The organism is Saccharothrix sp. NBAS 001 (assembly GCF_056640475.1).
Genome location: NZ_CM153251.1, coordinates 7,951,753 through 7,975,777, shown reverse-complemented (window position 1 = coordinate 7,975,777; position 24,025 = coordinate 7,951,753). Strand labels below are relative to the sequence as shown.

22 protein-coding genes are annotated in these 24,025 nt (G+C 73.3%); 10 read left to right on the top strand and 12 right to left on the bottom strand.

The annotated features are described in order from the left end of the window. The first annotated feature begins 23 nt into the window (after window positions 1-23). From AC0HI0_RS35070 to AC0HI0_RS35060, 3 genes are read left to right on the top strand one after another with little or no spacing between them, the layout of a single operon-like run. Complete coding sequence (locus AC0HI0_RS35070; RefSeq protein WP_480927764.1) at window positions 24-782, top strand: YcnI family copper-binding membrane protein; 759 nt, start codon at window positions 24-26, stop codon at window positions 780-782. After that, window positions 779-1,345, top strand: coding sequence for a copper resistance CopC family protein (locus AC0HI0_RS35065; RefSeq protein WP_480927763.1), 567 nt, complete (start codon window positions 779-781; stop codon window positions 1,343-1,345). The genes AC0HI0_RS35070 and AC0HI0_RS35065 overlap by 4 nt, the downstream gene beginning before the upstream one ends. Next, the gene (locus AC0HI0_RS35060; protein WP_480927762.1) at window positions 1,342-2,364 is read left to right on the top strand and encodes a copper resistance D family protein; all 1,023 of its coding nucleotides are present in this window, start codon (window positions 1,342-1,344) and stop codon (window positions 2,362-2,364) included. Before AC0HI0_RS35065 ends, AC0HI0_RS35060 begins: the two co-directional genes overlap by 4 nt. Here the strand turns inward: AC0HI0_RS35060 and AC0HI0_RS35055 are convergent. Next, window positions 2,361-5,396, bottom strand: a complete 3,036-nt coding sequence (locus AC0HI0_RS35055; protein ID WP_480927761.1) for an NACHT domain-containing protein — start codon at window positions 5,394-5,396, stop codon at window positions 2,361-2,363. The two genes, AC0HI0_RS35060 and AC0HI0_RS35055, sit on opposite strands and share 4 nt — an antisense overlap. A 97-nt stretch (window positions 5,397-5,493) precedes the next feature. On the opposite strand from AC0HI0_RS35055, the gene AC0HI0_RS35050 reads away from it, so the two are divergent. Then, a complete protein-coding gene (locus AC0HI0_RS35050; RefSeq protein WP_480927760.1) occupies window positions 5,494-6,291 on the top strand; it encodes an SDR family oxidoreductase in 798 nt (265 codons plus the stop codon). A 36-nt stretch (window positions 6,292-6,327) separates the two neighbouring features. Here AC0HI0_RS35050 and AC0HI0_RS35045 read toward each other — a convergent pair whose 3' ends face one another. From AC0HI0_RS35045 to AC0HI0_RS35035, 3 genes are all read right to left on the bottom strand, one after another. Beyond that, window positions 6,328-6,621: a hypothetical protein gene (locus tag AC0HI0_RS35045; protein WP_480927759.1), complete on the bottom strand. Its 294-nt coding sequence runs from the start codon at window positions 6,619-6,621 to the stop codon at window positions 6,328-6,330. A 93-nt stretch (window positions 6,622-6,714) separates the two neighbouring features. Further along, the gene (locus tag AC0HI0_RS35040; protein WP_480934456.1) at window positions 6,715-7,605 is read right to left on the bottom strand and encodes an aminoglycoside phosphotransferase family protein; all 891 of its coding nucleotides are present in this window, start codon (window positions 7,603-7,605) and stop codon (window positions 6,715-6,717) included. A 14-nt stretch (window positions 7,606-7,619) separates the two neighbouring features. Next, window positions 7,620-8,945 carry an NsdA family TPR-like regulatory protein gene (locus AC0HI0_RS35035; protein ID WP_480927758.1) on the bottom strand — a complete coding sequence of 442 codons (1,326 nt, stop codon included), beginning with the start codon at window positions 8,943-8,945 and terminating at the stop codon, window positions 7,620-7,622. A gap of 252 nt (window positions 8,946-9,197) precedes the next feature. On the opposite strand from AC0HI0_RS35035, the gene AC0HI0_RS35030 reads away from it, so the two are divergent. Continuing rightward, the gene (locus AC0HI0_RS35030; RefSeq protein ID WP_480927757.1) at window positions 9,198-9,542 is read left to right on the top strand and encodes a hypothetical protein; all 345 of its coding nucleotides are present in this window, start codon (window positions 9,198-9,200) and stop codon (window positions 9,540-9,542) included. Window positions 9,543-9,555: 13 nt separating this feature from the next. Further along, window positions 9,556-9,918 (top strand): hypothetical protein, encoded by a 363-nt coding sequence (locus AC0HI0_RS35025; RefSeq protein ID WP_041311488.1) that lies wholly within the window; start codon window positions 9,556-9,558, stop codon window positions 9,916-9,918. A 258-nt stretch (window positions 9,919-10,176) separates the two neighbouring features. Here AC0HI0_RS35025 and AC0HI0_RS35020 read toward each other — a convergent pair whose 3' ends face one another. The 3 genes from AC0HI0_RS35020 to AC0HI0_RS35010 are packed head-to-tail and all read right to left on the bottom strand — an operon-like array spanning window position 10,177 to window position 13,450. Further along, on the bottom strand, window positions 10,177-10,968 hold the full coding sequence (locus tag AC0HI0_RS35020; protein ID WP_480927756.1) for an SDR family NAD(P)-dependent oxidoreductase: 792 nt from the start codon (window positions 10,966-10,968) through the stop codon (window positions 10,177-10,179). Between the two features lie 8 nt (window positions 10,969-10,976). Then, a complete protein-coding gene (locus AC0HI0_RS35015; RefSeq protein WP_480927755.1) occupies window positions 10,977-12,218 on the bottom strand; it encodes an MFS transporter in 1,242 nt (413 codons plus the stop codon). Next, on the bottom strand, window positions 12,215-13,450 hold the full coding sequence (locus AC0HI0_RS35010; RefSeq protein ID WP_480927754.1) for a glycoside hydrolase family 1 protein: 1,236 nt from the start codon (window positions 13,448-13,450) through the stop codon (window positions 12,215-12,217). Before AC0HI0_RS35010 ends, AC0HI0_RS35015 begins: the two co-directional genes overlap by 4 nt. Window positions 13,451-13,551: 101 nt before the next feature. On the opposite strand from AC0HI0_RS35010, the gene AC0HI0_RS35005 reads away from it, so the two are divergent. Then, window positions 13,552-14,166 (top strand): TetR/AcrR family transcriptional regulator, encoded by a 615-nt coding sequence (locus tag AC0HI0_RS35005; protein ID WP_480927753.1) that lies wholly within the window; start codon window positions 13,552-13,554, stop codon window positions 14,164-14,166. Between the two features lie 20 nt (window positions 14,167-14,186). On the opposite strand, the gene AC0HI0_RS35000 is transcribed toward AC0HI0_RS35005, so the two are convergent. Beyond that, window positions 14,187-15,374 (bottom strand): amino acid deaminase/aldolase, encoded by a 1,188-nt coding sequence (locus AC0HI0_RS35000; protein WP_480927752.1) that lies wholly within the window; start codon window positions 15,372-15,374, stop codon window positions 14,187-14,189. A gap of 70 nt (window positions 15,375-15,444) precedes the next feature. Between AC0HI0_RS35000 and AC0HI0_RS34995 the strand changes: the two genes are divergently transcribed. After that, window positions 15,445-16,761, top strand: a complete 1,317-nt coding sequence (locus AC0HI0_RS34995) for a D-arabinono-1,4-lactone oxidase (RefSeq protein ID WP_480927751.1) — start codon at window positions 15,445-15,447, stop codon at window positions 16,759-16,761. Here AC0HI0_RS34995 and AC0HI0_RS34990 read toward each other — a convergent pair. Together AC0HI0_RS34990 and AC0HI0_RS34985 are read right to left on the bottom strand one after the other, a co-directional pair. After that, window positions 16,698-17,348 carry an NAD(P)H-binding protein gene (locus AC0HI0_RS34990; RefSeq protein ID WP_480927750.1) on the bottom strand — a complete coding sequence of 217 codons (651 nt, stop codon included), beginning with the start codon at window positions 17,346-17,348 and terminating at the stop codon, window positions 16,698-16,700. The two genes, AC0HI0_RS34995 and AC0HI0_RS34990, sit on opposite strands and share 64 nt — an antisense overlap. 15 nt (window positions 17,349-17,363) lie before the next feature. Then, complete coding sequence (locus AC0HI0_RS34985) at window positions 17,364-17,981, bottom strand: hypothetical protein (RefSeq protein WP_480927749.1); 618 nt, start codon at window positions 17,979-17,981, stop codon at window positions 17,364-17,366. Window positions 17,982-18,574: 593 nt separating this feature from the next. On the opposite strand from AC0HI0_RS34985, the gene AC0HI0_RS34980 reads away from it, so the two are divergent. Further along, on the top strand, window positions 18,575-19,540 hold the full coding sequence (locus AC0HI0_RS34980; RefSeq protein WP_480927748.1) for a nucleoside hydrolase: 966 nt from the start codon (window positions 18,575-18,577) through the stop codon (window positions 19,538-19,540). Continuing rightward, window positions 19,537-20,880 (top strand): purine-cytosine permease family protein, encoded by a 1,344-nt coding sequence (locus AC0HI0_RS34975; protein WP_480927747.1) that lies wholly within the window; start codon window positions 19,537-19,539, stop codon window positions 20,878-20,880. Before AC0HI0_RS34980 ends, AC0HI0_RS34975 begins: the two co-directional genes overlap by 4 nt. Here the strand turns inward: AC0HI0_RS34975 and AC0HI0_RS34970 are convergent. Together AC0HI0_RS34970 and AC0HI0_RS34965 are read right to left on the bottom strand one after the other, a co-directional pair. Then, window positions 20,837-23,047 (bottom strand): ATP-binding protein, encoded by a 2,211-nt coding sequence (locus tag AC0HI0_RS34970; protein ID WP_480927746.1) that lies wholly within the window; start codon window positions 23,045-23,047, stop codon window positions 20,837-20,839. The two genes, AC0HI0_RS34975 and AC0HI0_RS34970, sit on opposite strands and share 44 nt — an antisense overlap. After that, window positions 23,041-23,799 (bottom strand): SAM-dependent methyltransferase, encoded by a 759-nt coding sequence (locus AC0HI0_RS34965; RefSeq protein WP_480927745.1) that lies wholly within the window; start codon window positions 23,797-23,799, stop codon window positions 23,041-23,043. Before AC0HI0_RS34965 ends, AC0HI0_RS34970 begins: the two co-directional genes overlap by 7 nt. Window positions 23,800-24,025 lie beyond the last annotated feature (226 nt).

Below are 24,025 nucleotides of genomic sequence, written 5' to 3'. Positions count from 1 at the left end.
GGTCAATCAGGAGAGACAACTCCATGTCGACAAATCGTTTTGGCGTGCGCACGTTCGCCAAGGGCGGTGCCGTGCTGGCCGCGGCGGCCTTCCTCGCGCTGGGCACGGCGGGCCTGGCCTCGGCGCACGTGACCGCGTCCACCCCGAAGGACGCCGTCCAGGGCGGCTACACCAAGGTCACCATCCGGGTGCCCAACGAGCGCCCGAACAACGGCACCGTGAAGCTCGAACTCACGCTGCCCGCCGAGTACCCGCTGGCGTCGGTCAGCACCAAGCCCACCGCCGGCTGGAAGGTCGAGGCGGTCAAGGGCAAGCTCGACAAGCCGGTGCAGGTCCACGGCCGCGAGGTCACCGAGGCGGTCCGCTCGGTGGTGTGGACCGCCGACCCGGGCGTCCGGATCGAGCCGGGCCAGTTCAACGAGTTCGACCTGTCGGTCGGCCCGCTGCCGGACAACACCGACAAGCTGCTCCTGCCGACCAAGCAGACCTACGACAACGGCGAGGTCGTGGACTGGAACGCCCCGCCGCCCGCCGAGGGCGCCGAGGAGCCGGAGAAGCCCGCGCCGGTGCTGAACCTGGTCAAGAAGACCGAGGGCGCGGACCACCACGGCGACGCCGGCAACGCCTCGGCCAAGACCGACGACCACGCCGCCCCGGCGGCCGGCCAGGACAACACCGCCCGCTGGCTGGGCGGCGCGGGCCTGGTCGTGGGCGCGCTCGGGCTGGGCTTCGGGACCGGGGCCGTGCTGCGGTCGCGCCGCGCGGGCAAGCCGAACGCATGAGGCGCGCGCTCTCACTGACGCTGGCCGCGTTCCTCGCGGGCGGTCTGGCGCTGCTCGGCACCGGCACCGCGTTCGCGCACAACGTGCTGGTCGGCAGCGACCCGAAGGACGGCCAGGCGTTGGAGGCCGGACCGGCGGAGATCACCCTGGTGTTCGACCAGCCGGTGCAGGGCGGTGACAAGTTCAACACCATCACCGTCAAGGGCCCGGACGGCAACCGGTGGGAGGACGGCGGCGAACCCGTCATCCGGAACAACTCGGTGATCTTCAAGGTGCGGCCGCTCGGCCCCGCCGCCGAGTACCAGGTGGGCTACCGGATCCTGTCCGCGGACGGGCACCCGGTGACCGGGAACCTGAAGTTCTCCACCACCAAGGCCGGCAACGGCACCCCGAACGCGGCGACCGAGACGGCGCAGGCGGCCACGTCCTCGTCCTCCTCGGACCAGGGCGGCGTGCCCATCTGGGCGTGGATCGCGGGTGCCGTGGTGCTGCTCGGCGGGGGCGTGTTCTTCGCCCTGCGCGGCGGCTCGGGCACCGGTCCCGGGGAGTCCACGCGGCGATGACGACGAACCGGACCACCACCCCCGCCAACCGGTACTGGGTACTGGGCGGCCTGCTCGGCGGCGGAGCCGTCGGCGCGTTCCTGGGCCTCGGCCTGTCGACGACCCCGGTGGACGTCGGCATCGCCGAGCCGGGGGTGGTGGTCCAGTTCGCCCAACCGCTGGTCAGGACGTTGCTGGACCTGTCGGCCACGGTGGTCGTCGGGTTGAGCCTGCTGCCGAAGCTGCTCGGGTTCTCCCGGCCCGCGCTGACCGAGCCGGTGCTGCGCGTCGCCCGTCCGGGCGCCGTCGTCGCAGCCGCGGTGTGGGTCTTCACGGCGTTGCTGTCCATCGTCATCCGGGCCTACGAGACCCGGCCGGACGTGCCGGTGACCATGGCGTCGGTGGTCGACTACGTGCAGCGGGTCGGCGCGGGGCAGGGGTTGCTGTTCAGCGCGGTGTGCGCGTTGATCTACCTGTGGATCGGCGTCCTGGCGGTGCGCAAGGGCGAATCGGTGCCCGCCGAGCTGCGGATCCTGGTGTCGATGTTCGGGCTGCTGCCGCTGCCGGTGACCGGGCACGCGTCGAACTGGAAGTACCACGACTACTCCATGATCTCGATGGAGTTGCACGTGCTGGGCGCGGCGGCGTGGACCGGCGGGCTGGGCGCGCTGATCGTGCTGGTGGCGCACCGCCGGGGGCTGCTGGCCGACGCGCTGCCGAAGTTCTCGAAACTGGCCACGGTGAGCCTGGTCGTGGTGTCGGTGACGGGGTTGTTCAACGGCTTGCTGGAACTGGCGCTGAACCCGGTGATCACGTTGCCGGGCTCGTTGTTCACCACGTCGTACGGGCTGATCCTGGTCGGCAAGATCGTGTGCGCGGCGGTGCTCGCGGTGCTGGGTGCCAACATCCGGTGGCGGATGCTGCCGCACATCGCGCAGCACAAGACGACGGCGATCGTGGGCTGGGCGGCGTTCGAACTGGCCGTGATGGGCATCGCCTTCGGCTTGGCGGTCGTGCTTTCCCGCGCCCCCGTCGCCTAGGCGTGGAAAATGGCCGCCGAGAGCTTTTCCAGCCCCGTGTAGGCGGTTCCATGAGGGATCACCAGGTGGCTGAGGTCGAGGGCCGACAGTGGACCGAAGTCGCCGTCGAAACCGCGGATGCCGCGCATTTCGAGGACTTTCAGCCCGGTGAGCCGGGCGAGCGGGGCGACACTGCGCACGCGCATGTACGTCAGCGACAAACTGATCAACGACAACGGCAGCACACCCAGGTCGACATCGCTGAAGTCCGACAGGTGCAGGGACTCGATCCGGCCGAAGACGCGCACCGCGTTGACCGGCGCCGCCCCGTCGACCGGGTGGCTCAGGCTCAACGACCGCACGCTGTCCAAGCGGTCCAACGCGGACAGGCGCGCGTCCGCGTAGCCGCCGATCAGGCAGTACTCCAGGGCCGGCAGGTCGGCCAGGGGCGACAGGTCCTCGGTAGTGTCCAGACCCCGTAGCCGGAGGTAGGACAGGCGCCGACTCGCGCCGAGCGCGCGCAGGTCGTGGGACTTGCCCGGGTCGACCTCGACCGCCAGCGACACCAGCTCGGGGAGGTCGGCGAAGACGGCCAGGTCCTCGACCACCTCGCGGTGGTCGAGGCGGATCCCCAGGGTGGTCAACCCGGACAGCCGCCGGACGTAGGGGATCAGCTTCCGGGAGTTGATCTCCAACTTGCCGCCGTCGAGCAGGGAGTCCGCCAGGACGACGTCGGCGAAGCGCTCCGGGTCGAAGTAGTGCCACGACCGGATCAGCTCCTCGTGCACCTCGCCCCGGTGGTCGCGGGCGTAGCCGGCGAGCAGCGGCAGCGCTTCGGCCGTCCCGGTGAGCGCGGCGGACCGGACGACCGCGACGGCACCCGCCGTGGACAGCTCGTCCAGGTCGGTCGGCAGGTAGCGCAGCACGCGGTGGCCGATCGAGGCCAGCGACCTCGTCTCGGTCAGGCTGCGCGGTGGGAAGAGCTTGTCCTGCGCCAAGGCGTCGATCCGGGCGCTCACCTCGGGCGCGATGTCCCGCACGGTCTCCAGGCAGGCGGTGGCCAGGAGGCGGAAGTGCCGGGCCTTCGCGGGCTCCTGCTCGCCGCGGTCGACGATGCCGGTCAGCAGGGCGCTGGTCTGCGTGGTCGTCGCGTGGCCGCACGCCATCACCACCGTTTCCCACCAGGTGTCGAGGTGGGCGTGCGAGACCAACGTGGCCACGTGGTGCTGTTGGATCGCCTCGTCGGCGGCCAGGTATTCCAGGAAAGTCCGGTGGACGAAGTCGACCTTCCCCGGAACGGGCTCCCGCAGCACGCCGCTGCGTTCCAGGAGGTGGTTGAAGACGGGTTCGGGCTCGGCGGCGACGTTGGGCATTCCGGGCAGTTTGCGCTCGATGTGCGCCAAGGCGTCCGCGGTCGACAACTCCACCTTGTTGGCCAGCGTGAGACGCCAGGCCAGGTCGCGCAGCAGTACCCGTTTCTCGGTGTCCCCCAGCAATCCCGGGATGCCGCGCTCCGCGTCACGCAGGTGCAGCAACATCGCCAACGCCTTGGCGTACAGGTCCATCCGGTTTCGCGGCAATTCCGAGCGGTGCGAGAGGTTCAGGGCGCACAACATCGCGCACAGCAGCGGGCTCGCCGCCAACTGGCGCAGGTGCGGGCGTTCGAGTTGGGCGCGCAAGCGGTGTTCGGCGTCGCCGACCTCCGCGCCGGACAGCTCCGCCGCCTGGTGCCAGCGCCGGACGAAGTCCAGGACGTTCGCCGGGTTCATCGGCTCCAGCGTCACCGCCCGGAACTCCTCGGCCGCCAGCCACCGGCTGTCCGCCGCCGCCGTCCGCGCCGTGACGACCACGTAGGTGTCCGGGAACGTCGAGAGCAGGTCGCGCAGCCACACCCGCACCTCGCGCCGCCGCGCGGCCGGCACCTCGTCCACGCCGTCGACCAGGAGCATCGCCCGGCCGCCGGCCAGCAGCCGGTGCACCCACCCGACCGGCATGACCTGCGCGATCATCGGGGTGCACTGCGCGACGAAGTCCTGCGGGTTGGGCAGGTCGCCCTCCGCGAACGTGCGCAGCCGCACCACGAACGGCACCCGGTCGTGCCACCCGGCCGGCACGTCGGACAGCTCGCCCAGCGCCGCCCGCACCGCGAGCCAGTTCAACAGGGTCGTCTTGCCGGAACCGGCGTCCCCGCGCAGCAGCACCCGGGGGTTGTCGCCGATCGCCGCCTCGACCGGCACGCCCTCCGCGTCCCGGGTCTCGTTCCTGGCCAACGGGTCGAACCAGTTCTCCGACCGCACCCGGTCGCGCCGCGCCCTGGCCGGACCGGGCGAACCCGACACGCTCAGGCTCAGGTACGCGACGGTCAGCGCCAGCGTCGGCTGCTCGTCGCCGGGCAGCCCCAGCAGCTCCAACCGGTCCAGGGTGGTGGCCAGCCTGGCCAGGTACTCGACCCGGAACGCCTCGTCGTCGTCCGTGCCGGCCGGGGCGTAGAGGCTGGTGGTCGGGGTGCGGGCGAGCAGGTTCTCCAGCTGGTCGGCCTGGGCGGTGAGCCTGCCCAGCACCTCGGCCAGCGCCGCCGGCTGGAACGACGGCAGGTGGCGGACCACCTGCACCAGGTGCCGGCACGCCAGGTCCAGCGCGAGTTCGTGCAGCTCCTCGGCGCGCGGCGTGAGCAGCGCGGCCCGGCGCGGGAACTGCGCGCGCACGCGCTTGGCCAGCACCTCGGCGTCGGCGTCGGCCGCCAGCAGGGCCTCGTCGGACAGGTCCACGTCCGCCAGCACGTCGGCCACGCCCAGCACCGCCGCCTCGGCCTCGGCCTCGGGCACGTCGGCGAACCGGCCCGACAGCACCGGGACCAGCTGCTCGGCCACCTGCTGCCCGATCCGGCCGACCAGGTTCTCCAGCTTGCGCTGCCGCAACGGGCCCTTCAGCTCGGCCTGCGCCAGCTCGGCCAGGCTCGCCGACCGCTCGAACGCCGCCTTGCGCCGGCGCAGCCAGGACTTCGCGCCCGCCGACGCGATCGTGCCGCCCAGCTTCAGCGCGGCGCTCTCCAACCCGACGATGACCGCCTCCCCTCTCGGCCTGATGCATAGCCGACCGGGCCGCCATCGCCGCCGCAAAAATGTCGTACTCCCCTGGTCTACTCGAAGCATGGACCGACTCATCCTGGTACTGGGGGCCACCGGGTCGACCGGCCGGCGGGTGGCCGCCCGGCTCACCGCCACCGGGCACCCCGTCCGCAGGGCGTCGCGGCACGGCGACGTCCGGTTCGACTGGACCGACCGCGACACGTGGCGCCCGGCGCTGGCCGGCGCGCACGGCCTCTACCTGATGGCCCCGCACGAACTCCCGGTCGACCCCGAGTTCCTGGGGGAAGCCGTCGGGCAGGGCGTCCGCCGGGTGGTGCTGCTCTCCAGCCGGGGCATCGAGGAGATGCGCGACCAACGGCTGCTCGCCGCCGAGCGGGACCTGCGCGCCTGCGCCGCCGACGCGACGATCCTGCGCGCGGACTGGTTCGACCAGAACTTCGACGAGGGCTTCTTCCGCCCGGCGGTCGACGCCGGGCGGCTCGCCGTCCCGCTCGGCGACACCCCTCAGGCGTTCGTGGACGCGGGCGACATCGCGGCCGTCGCCGCCACCGCGCTCACGACCCCCGGCCACGAAGGCCGCACCTACGAGGTGACCGGTCCGCGTGCGCTGCCCTTCGCCGAGGCGTTCGCGCTGATCGGCGCGGCCACCGGCCGCGACCTCGCCTTCGACGGCACCCCGGAGGGCTACCGCGCCCAGCAGGAGCGGCTCGGGATGCCCGCCGAGCGGACCGAGGCCGAGATCGAGGCCTACGCCCGGCTGCGCCCCGCCGGGGCGACCGAGGTCGTGCCCGAGGTGACCGGCCGGCCCGCAGTCGACTTCGCCGGCTACGCCACGCGGGCATGGGGCTCTGTGCGGTGAGTGGACCGTTCGGTGCGGTGAGCTGCGCCGAGCGGGCTAGTCGGTGATCAGTCGCGCTGTAGGGTCCTCGCGCAGCTTGCCCAACGTCGCCATGGCCTGGTGGCCGCGCCGGTCGAGTTCCTTCGCGTCGATCCAGCCGTGCGCGAAGTAGCGGTAGTCCTGGGCGAGCTTGACCAGTTCGGCCAGGTAGTCGGCGGAGCGGCGACGGCGGTCCTCGTCGAACGACGCGAGCAGCGGCAGCTGGGTGTCCACGACCTCGTCCAGCATCCGCGCCGCCTCCAGCGCGCGCTTCGTGCGCCTGCGCCGAGCACCCACCAACTGTCCGATCACGTGCACCTCACCGCAGTCACGCAGCCCCCGTCGCTGCGTGAGTCGGAATCGGCGGCCCGGGTGTTACCGGTTCGTTCCCCCACGTGCGCGAGTTCAACGGTAGGGCGACCACGGGGTCGTGGTATCGCCGGCGCGCAGCGCCCGGAGGCGTCGGCGCAGCTCGTCCCGCACGTCCGGGTGACTTCGCAGGATCGGCAGCACGCTGGTGGTCAGCTTGAGTTCGCGCACGTCGCGCAGCACCGGGAAACCCGGCCACCGGGTCACGTCGAAGCCGTACACCCCGGCCAGCTGCCGGTACCACCGCGCGGGGTGGCCGAACCGGGCCACGCCGACCGGCAGCGTGCTCAGGTCCCACTCCCGGGGCCCGATGCTGGTCGAGTCGAAATCGCAGATCACCGGCCCGGCGGGGCTCGGGATGAGGTTGCCCGGGTGCGCGTCGCCGTGCACCACGCCCTCCGGCAGCGCGGTCGACAGGCCGGCCAGCCGCGCCTCGGCCTCGGCCACCCGGTCCTCCAGGAACGCGCGGTCCGCCGCGGACAGCTCCTCGGCGTCGGCGATCCGCCGGCGCACGTCGTCCAGCGGCGACCAGCGCGGCAGCTCGAACGGCGGCGCGGGCAGCGAGTGCAGCCGGCGCAGCAGGTTCCCCAGGTCACGGCCGTCGACCGGCGGACCGGAGGAGGGCACGGTGTGCCAGATCGTCGCCTGGTGCTCGCCGATGGCGAGGGGCTGCGGGAACTCCTCGACCAGCCGCACCGCGGGCACGTCGTGCGCGGCCAGCCAGCGGGCCACCCGGACGACCTTCGCGGCCCGGTGCCGCAGGGCCATCGACCCGACGATCCGGACCACGACCCGGTCGGCGGGGAGGTCGAACACGGCGTTGGAGGTGAACTTCACCAGCCGCGCGTCGCGGTGCGCCAACCCGAGGTCGGCGCAGATCCGCTCCAACACGGCGGTCAGCGTGGCGGGGGTGAACCTGCCATCCAGCGCGACGCCCAGGATCAGGCCGCGCTGTCCGTGCCGGTGAACTTGGCGACCCGGTCGGCCAGTTCACGTGCGTCCGGGTTGTTCCGGCGCTTCTCCGCCTCGACCTGCAACGGGACCATGCGGTCCTTGGTGCGCACCGACTTCAGCCCCTCGGACAGGTCGATGGCCTGCTTGCCGATCCGCGCGCCGTGGTCGATGTCGCCTTCCAGCAGGTGGTTGATCGACAGCGCGGTCAGGTTGAACGACCGGCTGCGGCTCATGTCCTCGCCGAACCCGTTGATGGCCTTGGACAGCGCCGGGATCGCGATGCGGGTGTACTTCTTCGCGTCCACGGTGAGCGCCAGCTCCGTGTGCACCGTGCCGATCATCGCGGACAGGTCGTTGGAGTCGAAGAACTTCGCCCACGCGGGCGCTTCGCCGATGTTGGCGCGGGCGAACTCGTCGCGCGCCCGGCCCAGCAGCTTGAGCGCCTGGTCGTCGGAACCCATCTTCGCGTAGGCCCACGCCTCGTTGGCGCACAGGATGCCGACCGCGAGTTCGGAGCCGGAGTTCTGCGCGGCCAGCTGGCCGAGCTGGAACACCTTCAGCGCGTCGTCGGGCGCGTTCTGGTGCAGGTAGACGCGGCCCATCCGGTACAGGATGTTCGCGACCAACTCCTCCTTGCGGCCCTGCTTCGCGAGCCCGAGGGCCTGGCCGAAGTGGTTGCGCGCGGAGTCGTACAGGCCGGTGTCGAACGAGGTCCAGCCGGCCAGGTTGTGCAGGTCGGCCAGGGCGACGTAGAGCCGCTCCTTGACCAGGTCGGTCGCGTTCGCGCCGAGCATCTGCTGCCCCCACGACAGCTGCGCGACGACGGCGTCGCGGCACGAGCCGCCGCCGTACTGGTAGTCCAGCGTGCGCAGCGCCCTCGTGGCCGCTTCGACCTGTCGGACGTCGGTCATGCCGATCCGTCCGGGGGCCGGTGTCTGCGCGGGCGACGATGCCCAAGACCCGGAGTCCGTGCCGAACACGGCCGCACCCACGGTGATGGCGGCGGCGTGCGCGAGGAACTTCCTTCGCTTCACCGACTCGTCCTCCTCAGACTGGGGTGCCTCCGCGGTCGCGGCCACCCGCACTGCCGTGGCCTCGTCGTAGGCGAGGCCCATGTATCCCCTGGGGACACCCAAGCCCTGGGCGATCCTGGCGAGGACGTCGTAGGCCATGACCTGACGCCCCTTCAAGATCTCCGAGACTTCGGACTGCGACTGGCCCGTCAGCGCCGCGATCTGGCGCTGGGACACGCCGTGCCGTCGGAGCAGCCGGTACACCGAGCTGATCTCTCGTCTGGCCAGCGCGTCCCGCATCTCCTGCTGGTCCCAGACATCCGGAGTAACAGGAGAGCTTTGCGAACCGATGGTGTTCAATTGCGCCCCCTCACAGTCCTTTGGGCGTCACCGGCAGAGTAGGGGCACTCCCCCAAGTGCAGGAAGTACCGATCGGCGAGGCTGATCGGCCCTGCCGAACTCCACTGACCGCTTACCGTGGAACGACCACCGGCCAGCGCTATGACGTCCCGATCCGGGTTGAATCATCGCAATCTAGGTTCCGGTAAGCGAGTGAGCACGGAGAGGAACTCGGCTGTGGACCTGATCGAGCGGGCGGTGACCACCTCAGGTGGGTCGGCAGCGCGCGCCGTCGCCACGGCTGCTTCTCCGGCTTCCCTGACTGTCCCGGAGTCGACCGACCTCGACTCCGGATGGCGCGGCTCGACCGGGCAGCGTCGCTGGTGGCGGATTCGTTGCAGTGACGTGGTGGACCGGGAGCGCTGCCTCACCGTGCTGGTCGACCAGGGCCGCGTGGTCCTGGTCGGCCCGCCGGGTGAGACCGCGGTGCTCTCGGCCGACCAGCTCGTGCAGCTCAGGGCCGCGCTACGCGAAGCCGCCGAGCAGGCGGAAAGGTGACGGTGACGTTTCGGTGGACGAGATCCTCGGACAAGTTCTTCGCAACGCGGTGTGGGAGCGGCTGGACCTGCTCAACGAGCTGGCCAACGAGGCCGACGCCCCGTCCCTGCTCTCGGTGGCCAGGTCCGAGCTGCCCCGGCTGACCGAGGGGTGGCGGGCGCTGCTGGCCTCGCACGAACCCGACGAGAAGGGCAACTGCCCGGAGTGCTCCGGGCGGTGGCGGCAGCAGAAGAGCCCGTGCTCGGTGTGGCGGGCGGCGTACGAACACCTGGTCGCGGGCGGTCTGGCCCCGCGTCCCGCTCGGCACCTGCGCTCCGCGCCGGTGACCCCTCCGGTCACCCGGTCGCGACGTGCGGCGGTGGCCCGAGCCCACTGAACGGGCGGCCCCGACCTGTCGTTCCCCCGACGCGACACGGTCGAGCACCCGCCTACTGGCCGGCGGTCCGGGACGTGCGAACCCCCGACCGCGACGAACGGACCGCCGGCCGGCCAGAACTTCCCGACCGACAACTCCACAAAGCATCCGCGGGCCGGTGTTGTGCACCTCCCTCCCCGACCGGCACTGGTCCGCGGGCACCACGTCGGCCCCGATTGTCTGCCCCTCCCGCGCAGACAATCGGGGCCGGTTCCACGCTCAGCGCCGGGTGCCGGTGAGCCAGGTGAGGTGGCCGGTCAGGCCGGGCAGCAGCCGGCCGGCCAGCTCGAACGCCTTGAGCTGCCACGGGAACACCCGTTCGGCGCGGTCGCGTTCCACCACCCGGAGGATCTCCACCGCCACCCGCTGCGGTGTCACGGTCGGGATGAGCCGGGCGATGGTCGGGATGCGGTCCTCGGCACCGGGGTTGTTGGCGAAGTACCGGCTGCTCACCTTGCCGGGCACGACCTCGCTCACGCCGACGCCGGTCCCCTTCAGGTCCAGCCGCAGGGCGGCGGTCAGCCCGCGCAGCGCGTACCGGGACGCGGCGTAGCCGGTCGCGCCGGGCCACGGCAGCCGCGACACCGGCGAGTTCACGTTGACGATCCGGCCGCTGCCGCGCTCGCGCATCCCCGGCAGGAACTCCCTGGTCAGGTGCATCGCCGCGGTGAACGGCAGGGCGGTCATCGCGTCGAGTTCGGCGGGCGGCGTCTCGTCCAGGAACAGCCACCGCCCCGCGCCCGCGTTGTTGACCAGCACGTCCGGCACGCCGTGCGCGGCCACGACCTCCCGGGCCAGCGCGCGGACCCGGTCGCCGTCGGCGAGGTCGGCGGGGATGGCGACCGCCCGCCCGCCGAACCCGGAGATCCTCCCGACGACCGCGTCGAGCGCTCGCGCGCCCCGGGCCACCAGGACGACGACCGCTCCCCGCCGGGCGAACACCTCGGCGGCGGCGGCGCCGATGCCCTGCGACGCCCCGGTGACCACGACGATCCGATCCCGCACCAGCACAAATCCTCCTAAGCGACGGACCGGACCCGGACGACGAGCCCGGCCGCACACAGTGTGGCCAGTGCGGACACCAGGAACAGGCCCCGGTAGCCGCCCAGCCCGGCCAGCACGAACGACGTCAGCAGCGGCGCGACGACCTGCGGCAGCGAGTTGGCGATGTTCACCACGCCGAGGTCCTTGGCCCGGTCGGAAGCCGCGGGCAGCACCTGGGTGAGCAGCGCGAGCGCCACCGCCCAGTACCCGCCGAACCCGACGCCCAGCAGCGGGGCGGCGATCAGCGCGGCCGGCCAGGTCGGCCACACCGCGAGCAGCAGCGCGGCCACCGCCATCACGCCGGCGGCGGCGAGCACGAACGGTTTGCGCCGCCCGTTGCGGTCCGACCAGGCCCCGAACCAGAACGCGCCGCCGGCCAGCGCCACGCCGTAGAGCAGCATCAGCACCAGCAGGCCGTCCTCGGGCGAGGGGTGGTGCACCTCGTCGCCGAGGAAGTACAGCAGGTAGAGGGTGCCGAACGCGTTGCCCAGGTTGATCATGAAGTGGCAGCCCCAGGCCCACGCGAAGTCCGGGTGCCGGCGCGGCGAGACCCACAGCTCGCGCCACCGCAGCGCGGGCCGCTCGGTCAGCCGCGCGTCGGGCGTGCGCAGCACGAACACCAGCGCGCCCACCACGACGACGGCCGCGCACGCCAGGTAGCCGCTGGTCAGACCGCTGACCAGGACGGTGACCACGATCGCGCCGAGCACCGTGCCGAGCATCTGGCTGATGCCGACCAGGCCGCCGACCTTGGCCCGCTGCCGCACCGGCACCCGGTCGGGCACGGCGGAGGTCAGCGCGGCCAGCATCCCGTTCAACCCGGCCTGCACCAGGCACCAGCCGACCACCAGCACCGCCACCGAGGACGCGGTGGACAGCACGGCCAGGCCGAGCGCGCCGACCAGCGCGCCGCCCAGCGTCCACGGGTGCCGCCTGCCCCACCGCGCGGTGGTGCGGTCCGAGGACAGCCCGACCAGCGGGTTCACCACCAGCGCGACCAGCGCGCCGACGCCCATGACCAGCCCGAACACCGTCTCCTTGGACGTGCCCGCGAGCAGTTCGGCCTGCTGCGGCAGCAGCACCTGGATGGGCGCGTAGATGCCCAGCCACAGCCCGAGGTTGGCCAGGAACAGCAGCACCATCCACGACCGGCGGACCGGGACGACCGGTTCGCCGAGCGGGTCCGCCCGGTCGGGCGTCACGTCGGGGGCGGTCATCGGCCGATCCGGTCGCGGTACCAGGCGAACGACGAGCGGGGCGTGCGCTCCTGCGTCCCGTAGTCCACGTGCACCAGTCCGAAGCGCTGCGCGTACCCGGCGTCCCACTCGAAGTTGTCCATCAGGGACCAGGTGAAGAACCCCCGCACACCGGCCTGTTCGGCGGCGGCGATGTGTCCGTCCAGGTAGGAGATCCGGTCCTGGTCGTCCACTTCGGCGTAGCTGCACCCGCTCTCGGTCACGTAGACCGGGGGCAGGTCCGGGTACCGCGCGCGCAGCTCGGCGATCACCTCGCCGAGCCCGGACGGCACGACCGGCCAGCCGAACCCGGTCTTCGGGTACTCGTCGATCTCGACCAGCTCGAACGGCAGCGGGTTGCCCTCGCCCGGCGCGCGCAGCCGGGTCGGGTTGTAGTAGTTGACGCCGTAGAAGTCGAGCGGCTCGGCGGTGATCGCCGGATCGCCGTCCAGCAGCGGCAAGCGGTCGGCCAGCTCCGGCGGGTAGTTGCCGGTGAGCAACGGGTCGGCGAACAGCCAGTTGTGCAGGGCCGAATAGGCGGCTGCGGCCTCGGCGTCGGCGGGCGTCTCGGGCCACGCGGGCGTGTGGTTGTTGGCGGTGCCGACGGCCCGCGCGCCACTGGCCCGCAGCGCGCGCACCGCCAGGCCGTGGGCGAGGTTGAGGTGGTGGGCGGCCGGCAGCGCGTCGTAGAGCAGGGTCCTGCCGGGTGCGTGTTCGCCGATGGCGTAGCCCTGGAGGGTGACCATCGCGGGTTCGTTGACCGGGATCCACATCGCGACGCGGTCCGCGAGCAGGTCGCCGACTGCGGAGGCGTACTCGGCGAACCGGTACGCGGTGTCGCGGTTGAGCCAGCCGCCGGCGTCCTCGACGGTGAGCGGGGTGTCCCAGTGGTAGAGGGTGGCGACGGGCGCGATGCCGGCGTCGAGCAGGGCGTCCACCAGCCGGTCGTAGAAGCCGAGGTCGGCCAGCCTCGGCCAGGCGACGGAGAACCGGTACGCGCCGACGCCGAGGTCGCGCATCAGGGCGATGTCCTCGCGGTAGCGGTGGTAGTGGTCGCAGGCGACCGCCCCGGTCTCGCCGCTCGGCACCGGGAACTCGTCCCAGACCGAGGGCACCCGGCCGTCCTCGCGCAGGGCGCCCTCGATCTGGAACGCCGATGTCGAGACACCCCAGAGGAAACCGTCGGGCAAGGTCACGTCGCGCCTCCCAAACATGAAATGGATTCGGATCGTAGGCGTGTTGCGGCCCAACTGGAAGTGCGGGAGCCGACAACCGGGCACTATGGAACCCCGCACACCATCGACCAGGAGTCGCCGTGACGAGTTCGACCCCACTGCGCCGGCAACCGGTGCAACAGCGCAGCGCCAAGCGCGTCGAGCGGATGCTCGAAGCCTGTGCCTCGCTCATCGAGGAGGTCGGCTACGACGGCGTGACAACCACGCTCATCGCGGAACGGGCCGGGGTCGCGGTCGGCTCGCTCTACCAGTTCTTCCCCGACAAGCGGGCCGTCGTGCAGGCGCTCACCCTGCGCAACCTGGAGAAGTTCATCCAGACCGTGGACGGCCGCTTCACCTCGACCACGCTGGAGCACTGGTGGGACGCCGTCGACTCGATCTTCGACGTGTACGTCTCGATGCACCGCGAGGTGCCCGCGTTCAGCAAGCTGCACTTCGGCGACGTGGTCGACATGCGCCTGCTGGACGACCGGCGGGACAACAACACCGTCATCTCCGACCGGATCGCGGAGATGATCTCGACCAAGTTCGACATCCCGCTGGCCGAGCTCCAGCTGCCGATCTCGATCGCGGTCGAGGCGGCGGACGGCGTGCTGAACCTGGCGTTCCGCCGCGACCAGGCCGGTGACCAGCGCATCCTGGACGAGGCCAAGGCCCTGGTCCGCGGCTACCTGTCCACCCGCCTGCCGGACTGACCCCGGCGCGCCCGGCCGGGTCAGCCGAACGACCGCTGTTCGCCCCGGTAGGTGGGCACGGTCCGGGTCACCACGTCGCCGTCCACGACGTGGTAGTGCGTGAACCGCTCGGCCGGTTCGCCGGCCTTCGCGTGCCGCAGCCACACCCGGTCCCCGAGGACCAGCTCGTCGGCGGCCCGGCCGACCACCGGCGTCTGCACCTCGCCCGCGCCCTCCAGCGCCAGCAGCTTGAGCCCGGACGGCAGGTACGGCGTCGGCTGACGATCGGGGGTGGCCGTGCCGGAGGCGATGTACCCGCCGGAGAACAGCGTGGCCACGTGCTTCTTCGGCCGGCGCACCACGGGCAGCGCGAACAGCACGGCGGGCCGAGGCCGGAAGCCGGTGTAGCCGTCGAACAGGGTCGGCCCGATCAGCCCGGACCCGGCGGCGAGTTCGGTCACCGACTCGTCGGCCCCGGTCACCTCCAGGCTCCCGGTGCCGCCGCCGTTGACGAACTCCAGGTCCGCGACCCGGCGCACCGCCGCCACGGCCGCGCCGCGCCGGTCCACCAGTTCCGCCGCCGACCGCTTCTGCATCCACCGCAGCGCGAGCCCGCGCAGCGGCTGTCCGGGCGGGGCGTCGCCGAGCCCGGCGATCTGCCCCTCGTAGGCCATCACGCCCACCAGCCGGAACCCCGGCCGGTCGGCGATCCGGCCGGCCAGCGCCCCGGCGTCGCGCGCGGTGTGCACCGGCGAGCGGCGCGGGCCGACGTGCAGGCCGGGCACCGGTCGCCACGACACGTCCAGCTCCAGGCACACCCGGATCTCCGGGTGGCCGGACCCGAGCGCGGCGGTGACCAGGTCGAGGTGGGCGGTCGAGTCGACCACCAGGGTGATCCGGCGGCGCGCGGTCGCGTCCAGGGCGAGTTCGCGCAACGCGCCGTGGTCGACCGTCGGGTACGCGACCAGCAGGTCCTCGGAGACGTCCAGCGACGACAGCCACAGGGCCTCGGCCAGTGAGTAGCACATCACCCCGGCGTAACCCGGCCGGTCGAGCACTCGTTCGAGCAACCAGCGGACCCGGACCGATTTGCTGGCCACCCGCACCGGCTTGCCGCCGGCCCGGCGCGCCACGTCGGCCGCGTTGTGGTCGAACGCGCCCAGGTCGGCGACCGCGAACGGAGGGTCGAACTCCTTCGTCGCGCCGTCGAGGCGGCTACGGGGTTGCATGGACCTACGGTACTTGAAAGGTGAATTGTTTTCACCTACGGTTCGTGGATTGAGTCACACCGGAGGTGACATGGGTACGCCGTGGACGAACTGGGCGCGCACCGCGACCGCGAACCCGCACCGCGTCGAGCACCCGGCGAGCGCGGACGAGCTGAGCGACGCCGTCGCGGCGGCCTCCAGCCTGCGCCCGCGCGGCAGCGGCCACTCGTTCACCGGCATCGCGGTCGCCCCCGGCACCGCCCTCGACCTGGACCGCTGGACCGGCGTCACCGACGTCTCCGGCACCCTCGTCACGGTCCGCGCGGGCACCACGATCCGGCAGCTCAACGCCCTGCTCGACGCCCTCGGCCTGGCCATGCCCAACCTCGGCGACATCGACGCGCAGACCATCGCGGGCGCGACCAGCACCGGCACCCACGGCACCGGTGCCAAGCTCGGCAGCCTGTCCACCCAGATCACCGCCCTGGAACTGGTCCTGGCGAACGGCGAGCGGGTGCGCTGCTCGGCCACCGAGCGCCCCGACCTGTTCGCCGCCGCCCGGGTCGGGCTCGGCGCGCTCGGCGTGATCAGCACGATCACCCTGCGCTGCGTGCCCGCGTTCGTGCTGCACGCCCGCGAGACGCCCGGCCGGCTCGACGCGATCCTGGAGGAGTTCGACCACCTCACCTCGGTGGAGGACCACGTCGAGTTCCACTGGTTCCCGCACAGCGACGACGTGATCGTCAAGCGCAACAACCGGGTGGACGAGCCCGTCGCGCCGCTGTCGAAGTTCCGGCGGTTCTACGAGTACGAACTGATGGAGAACGGCGCGTTCGGCCTGGTCTGCCGGGTCGCCAAGACCTTCCCCGGCACCGCGCGCGGCCTGAACCGCTTGTGCGGCAAGCTGATCTCCGAGCGCGTGTACCGCGACGTCTCGCACCGCGTGTTCGTCACGCCGCGCCGGGTCCGGTTCGTGGAGTCCGAGTACGCGGTCCCGCGCGAACAGCTGCACGCCGTGCTCACCGAGCTGCGGCGGGCGGTCGCGAAGCTGGACCACGGCGTGATCGTGCCGGTCGAGGTGCGGGTGGCGCAGGGCGACGACATCTGGCTGTCCACCGCGCACGGCCGCGACAGCGCGTACATCGCCGTGCACCAGTACGTCGGGATGCCCTACAAGCGGTACTTCGACGCGTTCGAGAAGATCGCGACCGCGGTCGGCGGCCGGCCGCACTGGGGCAAGCTGCACACCCGCGCCGCCGCCGACCTCGCGCCGGTCTACCCGCGCTTCGCCGACTTCACCCGGCTGCGCGCCGAACTCGACCCGACCGGCAAGTTCGCCAACGACTACCTGGACCGGGTGCTCGGGAACGCGTCGGCCACCGGCGTCGACCCGGAGATCACCTCGTAGACGTGGCCGGCGGTCTCCGGCCGCCGCAGCACCTCCGCGACCACCGCCGCCACGTCCGCGCGCGGCACCACCCCGCGCAGCAGCTTCTCCGACACCTCGACCAGCCCGGTGCCGGGGTCGTCGGTCAGCCGACCGGGCCGCAGGATCGTCCACGCCAGCGGGCGGGCGCGCAGGTCGTCCTCGGCCGCGCCCTTGGCCCGCAGGTAGGCGTCGAACACCTCGTCGCCGGTCACCCGGCCGATGCCGGTGGTGCTGATCTGCACGAACCGGGACACCCCGGCCACCTGGGCGCCGGCCGCGAACAGCCGCGCCGCCCCGAGGTCGACCGTCTCCTTGCGCGCCACGCCGCTGCCGGGACCCGCGCCGGCCGCGAACAACGCGGCGTCCGCGCCGCCCAGCACGGCGGCGAGTTCGTCCGACGTGGACGATTCGAGGTCGCACAGCACCGGCTCACCGCCGGCCGCGCGCACGTCGTCGAAGTGCGAGGGGTTCCGCACCAGCGAAACCACCTGATCACCTCGCCGGGACACCAGCCCGGTCGTCAGCAGTGCGATCTTGCCGTGGCCACCCGCGATCACCAGACGCATGGCCTCGACGGTAGATCAGGAAGCCGTGGTCAGCAGCTGCTCGTAGACCAGTTCGTTCACCCAACGGGTGGTCGCGGTGTCCTCGACCGGCACGGTCTCGTTGCGGCCGGCCACGTCCGTGGACAGCTCGCACTCCTCGTCGGCCAGCAGCACCGAGACGCCGTAGCGGCGGACCCGGGGCAGGCAGTTCGCCAGGTAGTCGTGGGTGAACGCGACCGAGGAGGGCAGCACGGCCGCCGCGTTGCCGAACCGGGCGAAGGGCACCGCGGAGGCCAGCGCGGTGCGCCAGTGGCGGGCCACCGCGAGCACGCCGATGATCCGCACGGCGGCCGGTGGCACCCGGCCGTCCATCTCGGGCCACACCCAGGTGGACACCGTGGTGCGGTCGGACTCGGGGCCCGTGCCCAGGCAGACGCGCTCGGCGTGCGCGTCGGCGAGCAGTTCGGCGACCACGATGACCTTGCGGCCCATCAGCACCATCTCGGGCAGCACCACGCCGTGCCAGCCGAGGCGCACCGCCGCCGCGGCGGCCAACTCCTCCACCGAGCCGGGCAGTTCCGGAACCGGGATCGCGATGGACGACAGCGCCCGTGCGTCGCCGGTGTCCGCGATCCGTGCTGGTGTGCTGCTCACGCCAGGGCCTCCTCGGCAACCACGGCGGTGGGCCCCGCCGCGTTTCGACTCGTGCTCTGCATAAGACCTACCACCCGTCAACTCCGCCGCCCCCCAGCTCAACGGGCCCCTGCGATCGACGGCGCGGACGCATCGGTAACCGGTCGATACCGCCTGGAGGGAGTTCGGCCCGGCCATGCTGCCGTCCGGGTGACATGTGGGGGCCCGGACCCCCGGAAAAGGTGCTCAGCGTGCACAGCCCACGCACGCGCCGGCCACCGACGTGACCCACGCCACCACAAGCACCCCCGCCGGACCGACCGTTCACCGCCCGAAATCGACCGACCGACCCCGCTTCGACCGCTCACCGGGGCGAACCGGTGCCGCCCGGCGGGGCGGGCCCCCCAACGGCCCCGCCGGACAGCACCGCCGCGACCTGGAGGAGGGAGAGTCCCCCGGTCGCCGCGCGGGGCCGTCGACACCCCCAAAGCCGACGGGCCCACCGGCAACTATGCCCAGCGACCGGGCCCGCCGGAATCGGCCCGCGTGGTCAGTTGTGGTCAAACCGCGCGCACGCGTGAACGGCGGCCCGGCGCGGCCCACCATTGACCGCCATGGACACCCGCTTGGTCGTGCACACCGATCCGGGACTGGACGACGCCCTGGCCCTGGTCTACCTCGCCGGTCGGCGCGCCGACCTGGTCGCGGCCGGCAGCGTGCACGGCAACCTGCCCGCCGACGCCGCCGCCGGCAACGCCCTGCGGGTGCTCGAACTGCTCGGCCACCAGCACGTCCCGGTGGCCGTCGGCGCGGACCGGACGTGGCACGGGCGGCGGCCCGAACCCGGGCTGAGCGGCCAGGTGGTGCACGGCCGCGACGGGCTCGGCGGGCGCAGCGGGCCGCCCCCGGCGGGCCGGCCGGTGCCCGGCTCGGCCGCCGAGCAGCTGGTCCGGCTGGCCCGGGAGCGGCCCGGCGAACTCACCGTGCTGGAACTGGGCCCGCTGACCAACCTGGCGCTCGCGCTGGACCTGGAGCCGAGGCTGCCCGCGCTGGTCCGCGAGGTGGTGTGGATGGGCGGCTCGTTCCGGCTCGACGGCAACGTCACGCCGTTCGCCGAGGCCAACGCGTTCCACGACCCGGAGGCCGCCGAGCACGTGCTGGCCGCCGGGTTCCCGCTGACCGTGGTGCCGGTGGACGCCACCGACCCGGCCTGGGTGGACGCCGCGTGGCTGGACCGGGTCGCGGCGGCGGACACCCCGGTCGCCCGCCGGGTGACCGCGTGGATCGGCCACTACGTCGAGGTCCAGACGTGGGAGCACGGCGTGCGCGGCTGCCACCTGGACGACGTGGTCGCGGCGGCGATCGCGGTCGACCCGGCGGTGGCCACCGAGACCGAGCTGGTCGAGGTCACCTGCGAGACCACCGGCCACTGCCGGGGCCGGCTGCTCACCGACCGCCGGCCGGTGAAGTTCGGCGTGGCGCTGCCGCCCCGGCCGCCGGTCAAGGTCGTCCTCAAGGCCGACACCGGGCTGGTGCTCGACCGCCTGCTGCGCACGATCCTGACAGGATCGGCCACGTGACCGGGTGGACCGTGGAGCAGGCCGGCGCCGACCGGATCCCCGACGACGAGCGGCGGGGTGCGCCCGCCGGGCAGTTCTGGCCGTGGGCGGCGGCGAACCTGGGCATCTACGGCATCACCACCGGGGTCTACGTGGTGGCGCTCGGCCTGGCCTGGTGGCAGGCGCTGATCGCCATCGCGGTCGGCGTGGCCCTGTCGTACCCGCTGGTGGGGCTGGTCGCGGTGGCCGGCGCCCGGGGCGGCGCGCCGACCACGGTGCTGTCCCGGGCGGCGTTCGGGGTGCACGGCAACGCGCTGCCCGGCGCGTTGAACTACCTGGCGCTGGTCGGCTGGGAGACGTTGGCGGTGTCGCTCGGGGCGCTGTCCGCGCGGACCGTGCTGACCCGGCTCGGCGCGGACCCGGACGTCTCGCTCGTGGCGGGGTTCGTGCTGGTGACGGGTGCCTCGGTGGTGCTGGGCGGGTACGGCCACGCGGTGATCCTGCGGGTGCACAAGTGGATCACCGCCGCGCTGGTGGCGGCGACGGCCGGCTACCTCGCGCTGGTGCTGCCCGACCTCGACCTGACGGCCCTGCCGACCGGCGGTGGCGGCTCGCTGCTCACCGGCGTCACGATCGTCGCCGCCGCGACCGGCCTGGGGTGGGTGACCGGCGGCGCGGACTACAGCCGCTACCTGCCGCGCGACTCGTCGGCGAAGGCCGTGGCGGGCTGGACCGCGCTCGGCGGTGCCCTGCCGCCGCTGGTGCTGATGACGGCGGGCGTGCTGCTCACCGCCGACCCGGCGCTCGCCGCCGACGCCGCCGGCGACCCGATCGGCGCGCTCGCCGACCGGCTGCCGACGTGGTTCCTGGTGCCCTTCCTGACCGCCGTGCTGCTGAGCCTGGTCGCCTCCGGCACGCTCGGCGTCTACTCGTCCGGCCTGGCGCTGCAGGCCCTCGGCGTCCGGATCCGCCGCCCGCTCACCGTCGTGCTGGACGGGGTGCTGGTCGTGCTGTTCGGCGGGTACGTGGTGTTCGGCGCACCGAGCTTCCTGGGGCCGTGGCAGGCGTTCCTCACCGCGCTGGGCGCGGTCACCGCCGCGTGGGCCGCCGTGTTCGCCACCGACTTCCTGCTGCACCACCGGACCGGCCACGACCCGCACGCCCTCGCCGACCCGGCCGGCCCGTACCGCAGGTTCCACGCGGCGGGCCTGATCGCGCTGGTCGCGGGCGCGGCGGTCGGCTGGTTCGCCGACCCGGTGACCGGCTTCGCGGCCGCTGCCGCGCTGCACGGCGTGCTGACCACCACCGTGCTGCGCCCTAGGTCCCCGGCCGGGGGCGGACGGACTGGACGCGCTGGATGATCTCGTCGGCGCGCGGGTCGGAGAGCAGGTCGTACAGCTCCCACGCCCGTTCGCGGGACGCCTGGCCGCTCCCCCCGGTCGTCTCCGCCAGGTCGGCCTGGCGCAGCAGGGCGTCCGCCTCGCCCCGGCGGTCGCCACCCCGGCGGAACGCGGCCACCGCGCGCCGGGCCTCCGCCGGGTCGCCGCGCTCCTCGGCCAGCTTCGCCAGCTTGAGCCACGCGCGGCCCTGGCCGTCGAAGATGTCCAGGGACTCGAACAGCCCCAGCGCGGTGCGCACCTGCTCCCGCGCCGCGTCCGGGTCGCCGGGCAGCGCGTCCACCCGGGCCAGCAGGACCTCGGCGGTGCCCTCCTGGTCGCCGACCTCGGCGAAGATCCGCAGGGACTGCTCGGCGCGGTCCAGCGCCTCGGACAGCCGGCCCTCGTCCACGGACAGGAACACCAGCCCGGCCAACGTCCACGCCTGGCCGTAGAGGTCGTCGCGCCGCCGCCGGACGTCCAGCGCGTACTCGTACCGGGCACGGCTCGCCTCGAAGCACTTCTGCTGGTGGAACGCCTGCGCGAGGTTCGTGCACACCCAGGCGTCCGCCTCCGCGTCCAGCGCGCGGCGGGCCGCCCGCAGCGCCGCCTCATGCGTCTCCAGCCACACGACCGACGGCTTGCGCACCTGCAACCAGTCCCACAGCACCACGGCCAGCTGCCACGCGGGCGTCCACTGCCGGTACCGGTAGGCCAGCCGGATGGTCGGCGCGAAGTTCTCCGACTCCTCGTCGCACCAGGCCAGGGCCGCCAGGTCGGATACGAACCGGCCCGGCTCCACACCCTCGGCCGGGCGCGGCAGCGTGAACGGGAGCGTCCGGTGCGGCGCGAGCATCCGCCCGGCGGCCCGCGCGGTGTGCACGTACCACTCGACCAGCCGGCGCGCGGCCTCCGCGCGCTCCTCCTCGGTGTCCTCGGCTTCGGCGCGTTCGACCGCGTACGCGCGCAGCAGGTCGTGCAGCCGGTACCGGTCCACGCCGCACGGCTCGACCAGGTGCACGCTCGCCAGCTCCTCCAGCAGCCGCCGCGCGACGGGCTCGGCAACCCCGGCCAGGGCCGCCGCCGCGGGCACGCCCAGGTGCACGCCCCGGTAGAGCCCGAGCAGCCGGAACACCCGGGCCGCCGGGTCCGGCAGCTCCCGGTAGGACCAGCCGATCACCGCGCGCATCGCCGTCGACCGGTCGCCGGTGTCCAGGCTGTCCAGCCGCTGCTGCTCGTCGGCCAGCCGCGCGACCAGGTCGTCCACCGGGTGGCGCGGGTGCCTGGCCACCCACTCGCCCGCGATCCGCAGCGCGAGCGGCACCCGCCCGCACCGCTCGACCAGCGCCGCGAGCGCGTCGGCCGAGGTCTCCGCGCGGTCGCCGACCACGCTGTGCACCAGGGACGTCGACTCGTCCGCCGACATCGGCCGGACGGTGACCCGGGTGACGCCGGTGCGCACCGCCAGGCCGGTCAACTCGCGCCGGGAGGTGACCAGCACGGTGCACGACGCCGAGCCCGGCAGCAGCGGCTCGACCTGCTCCTCGCGGGCCGCGTTGTCCAGCACGACCAGCACCCGCCGGTGGTCCAGGGCGGAGCGGAACAGCCGGGAGCGCTCCTCCAGGCCGGTCGGGACCTCCCGCAGGCCGAGCGCGGTCAGGAACTCCTCCAGCACGTCCGCCGGGTGCACCGGGGCCTGCGCGGGCGAGTAGCCGTGCAGGTTCGCGTAGAGCTGACCGTCCGGGTACCGCTCCTTCACGTCGTGCGCGACCCGCAGCGCCAGGCTGGTCTTGCCGATGCCGGGCGGCCCCTCGACCACGACGACCCGCGCCGACCCGTCGGCCCGCTCGCCGTCGACGGCCGCGTGCAGCAGCCGCAGCTCCTCGGCCCGGCCGACGAACGGGCTGACCACGGCGGAGAGCTGCGCGGGCCGCCGGCGCAGGGTGGCGATCAGCCGCCCGCCCGCGCCCAGCGCCCGGTCGACCTGCTCGGCGAGGTCCAGCTTGGGCGCGCGCCGCCCGCGTTCGACGCCCGCCAGGTGGCTGGGGTCGTAGTTGGTGTGCTCGGCCAGCGACCGGAACGACCGCCCCTGCTCCTCCCGCAGCCGCTTCATCAGCTTGCGGAACGGGTCGTGCTCGCCGGTGGTCAGCACCGCACCACCGCCGCGTAGTACGGGTACCGCCCGCCGGCCTCGACCGGTTCCGGCCCGTCGGGCACCCAGCGGGGCACCGGCACCAGGCCGGGTTCGACCAGCGTCCCGGCCGGGAGCAGCGCGGCGACCTCCCGCCGGGAGCGCAGCGTCGGGGCGCCGGGGCAGCGCGCGGCGATCCCGTGCAGCGCCGGTTCGGTGTCCGCGCTCGGGTGCGACAGGACCAGCAGGCTGCCCGGCGCGAGCCCCGCGCGGTAGCCCGCGACCACGCCCGCCGGGTCGTCCGCGTCGCGCACGAACTCCAGCACCGACACCAGCAGCACGGCGACCGGCAGCCCGAAGTCCAGCCCGGAGCGCGCCGCCTGGGCCAGCACCCGGTCGGGCCGCCGGCAGTCCGCCTCGAACACCCCGACGCCGGCCGCGGCCAACGTCGTGTGCGCGACCACCTCGGGGTCCACGTCGACGCACACCACCCGGCAGCCCAGCCCTCCCACCAGCGCGAACGGCGAGTCGTCGCGGGGCGCGCCGCACCCGACGTCGAGGAACTGGCGCACCCCGTCGGCCACGCAGAACCCGACCGCGCGCCGCAGGAACGCCCGGTTCTCCCGGGCCAGCCGGCCGGGTCCGGCGGACAGCGCGGCCGACAGCGCGGCGATCCGCTCGACCAGCCGCCGGTCGGGGTCGTAGTTGGCGATGCCGCCGAGCAGCCCGTCGTACACCCCGGCCATGGTCGGTTCGCCGAGGTCGCCGCTCATTGCCCAAACCCTGGTCCCCACCCGGCACCGGGGGCAAGCGCCGCCCGGCCGACTCCCGCGCGCCCGCGCGCGCACCGTGCGACGTAGATCACCACCGGTGCGCAGGCCGCCACCCCCGAAGCGGACCCCGAACCAGCCGAGCGCGCACGGCGGAGAGTGACGCACATCACCAATCGAGACACGGCGCGCGGCCCGGACGGACCAGCGGTTCCGCTAGCCCGAACGA

What these genes read in the sequence shown, in the direction of transcription:
- AC0HI0_RS35070 (WP_480927764.1), top strand. Translation starts at nt 24, where the DNA reads ATGTCGACAAATCGTTTTGGCGTGCGCACGTTCGCCAAGGGCGGTGCC.
- AC0HI0_RS35065 (WP_480927763.1), top strand. Translation starts at nt 779, where the DNA reads ATGAGGCGCGCGCTCTCACTGACGCTGGCCGCGTTCCTCGCGGGCGGT.
- AC0HI0_RS35060 (WP_480927762.1), top strand. Translation starts at nt 1,342, where the DNA reads ATGACGACGAACCGGACCACCACCCCCGCCAACCGGTACTGGGTACTG.
- AC0HI0_RS35050 (WP_480927760.1), top strand. Translation starts at nt 5,494, where the DNA reads ATGGACCGACTCATCCTGGTACTGGGGGCCACCGGGTCGACCGGCCGG.
- AC0HI0_RS35035 (WP_480927758.1), bottom strand. Translation starts at nt 8,945, where the DNA reads ATGCGGGACGCGCTGGCCAGACGAGAGATCAGCTCGGTGTACCGGCTG.
- AC0HI0_RS35015 (WP_480927755.1), bottom strand. Translation starts at nt 12,218, where the DNA reads ATGACCGCCCCCGACGTGACGCCCGACCGGGCGGACCCGCTCGGCGAA.
- AC0HI0_RS35010 (WP_480927754.1), bottom strand. Translation starts at nt 13,450, where the DNA reads ATGTTTGGGAGGCGCGACGTGACCTTGCCCGACGGTTTCCTCTGGGGT.
- AC0HI0_RS35000 (WP_480927752.1), bottom strand. Translation starts at nt 15,374, where the DNA reads ATGCAACCCCGTAGCCGCCTCGACGGCGCGACGAAGGAGTTCGACCCT.
- AC0HI0_RS34995 (WP_480927751.1), top strand. Translation starts at nt 15,445, where the DNA reads ATGGGTACGCCGTGGACGAACTGGGCGCGCACCGCGACCGCGAACCCG.
- AC0HI0_RS34990 (WP_480927750.1), bottom strand. Translation starts at nt 17,348, where the DNA reads ATGCGTCTGGTGATCGCGGGTGGCCACGGCAAGATCGCACTGCTGACG.
- AC0HI0_RS34980 (WP_480927748.1), top strand. Translation starts at nt 18,575, where the DNA reads ATGGACACCCGCTTGGTCGTGCACACCGATCCGGGACTGGACGACGCC.
- AC0HI0_RS34965 (WP_480927745.1), bottom strand. Translation starts at nt 23,799, where the DNA reads ATGAGCGGCGACCTCGGCGAACCGACCATGGCCGGGGTGTACGACGGG.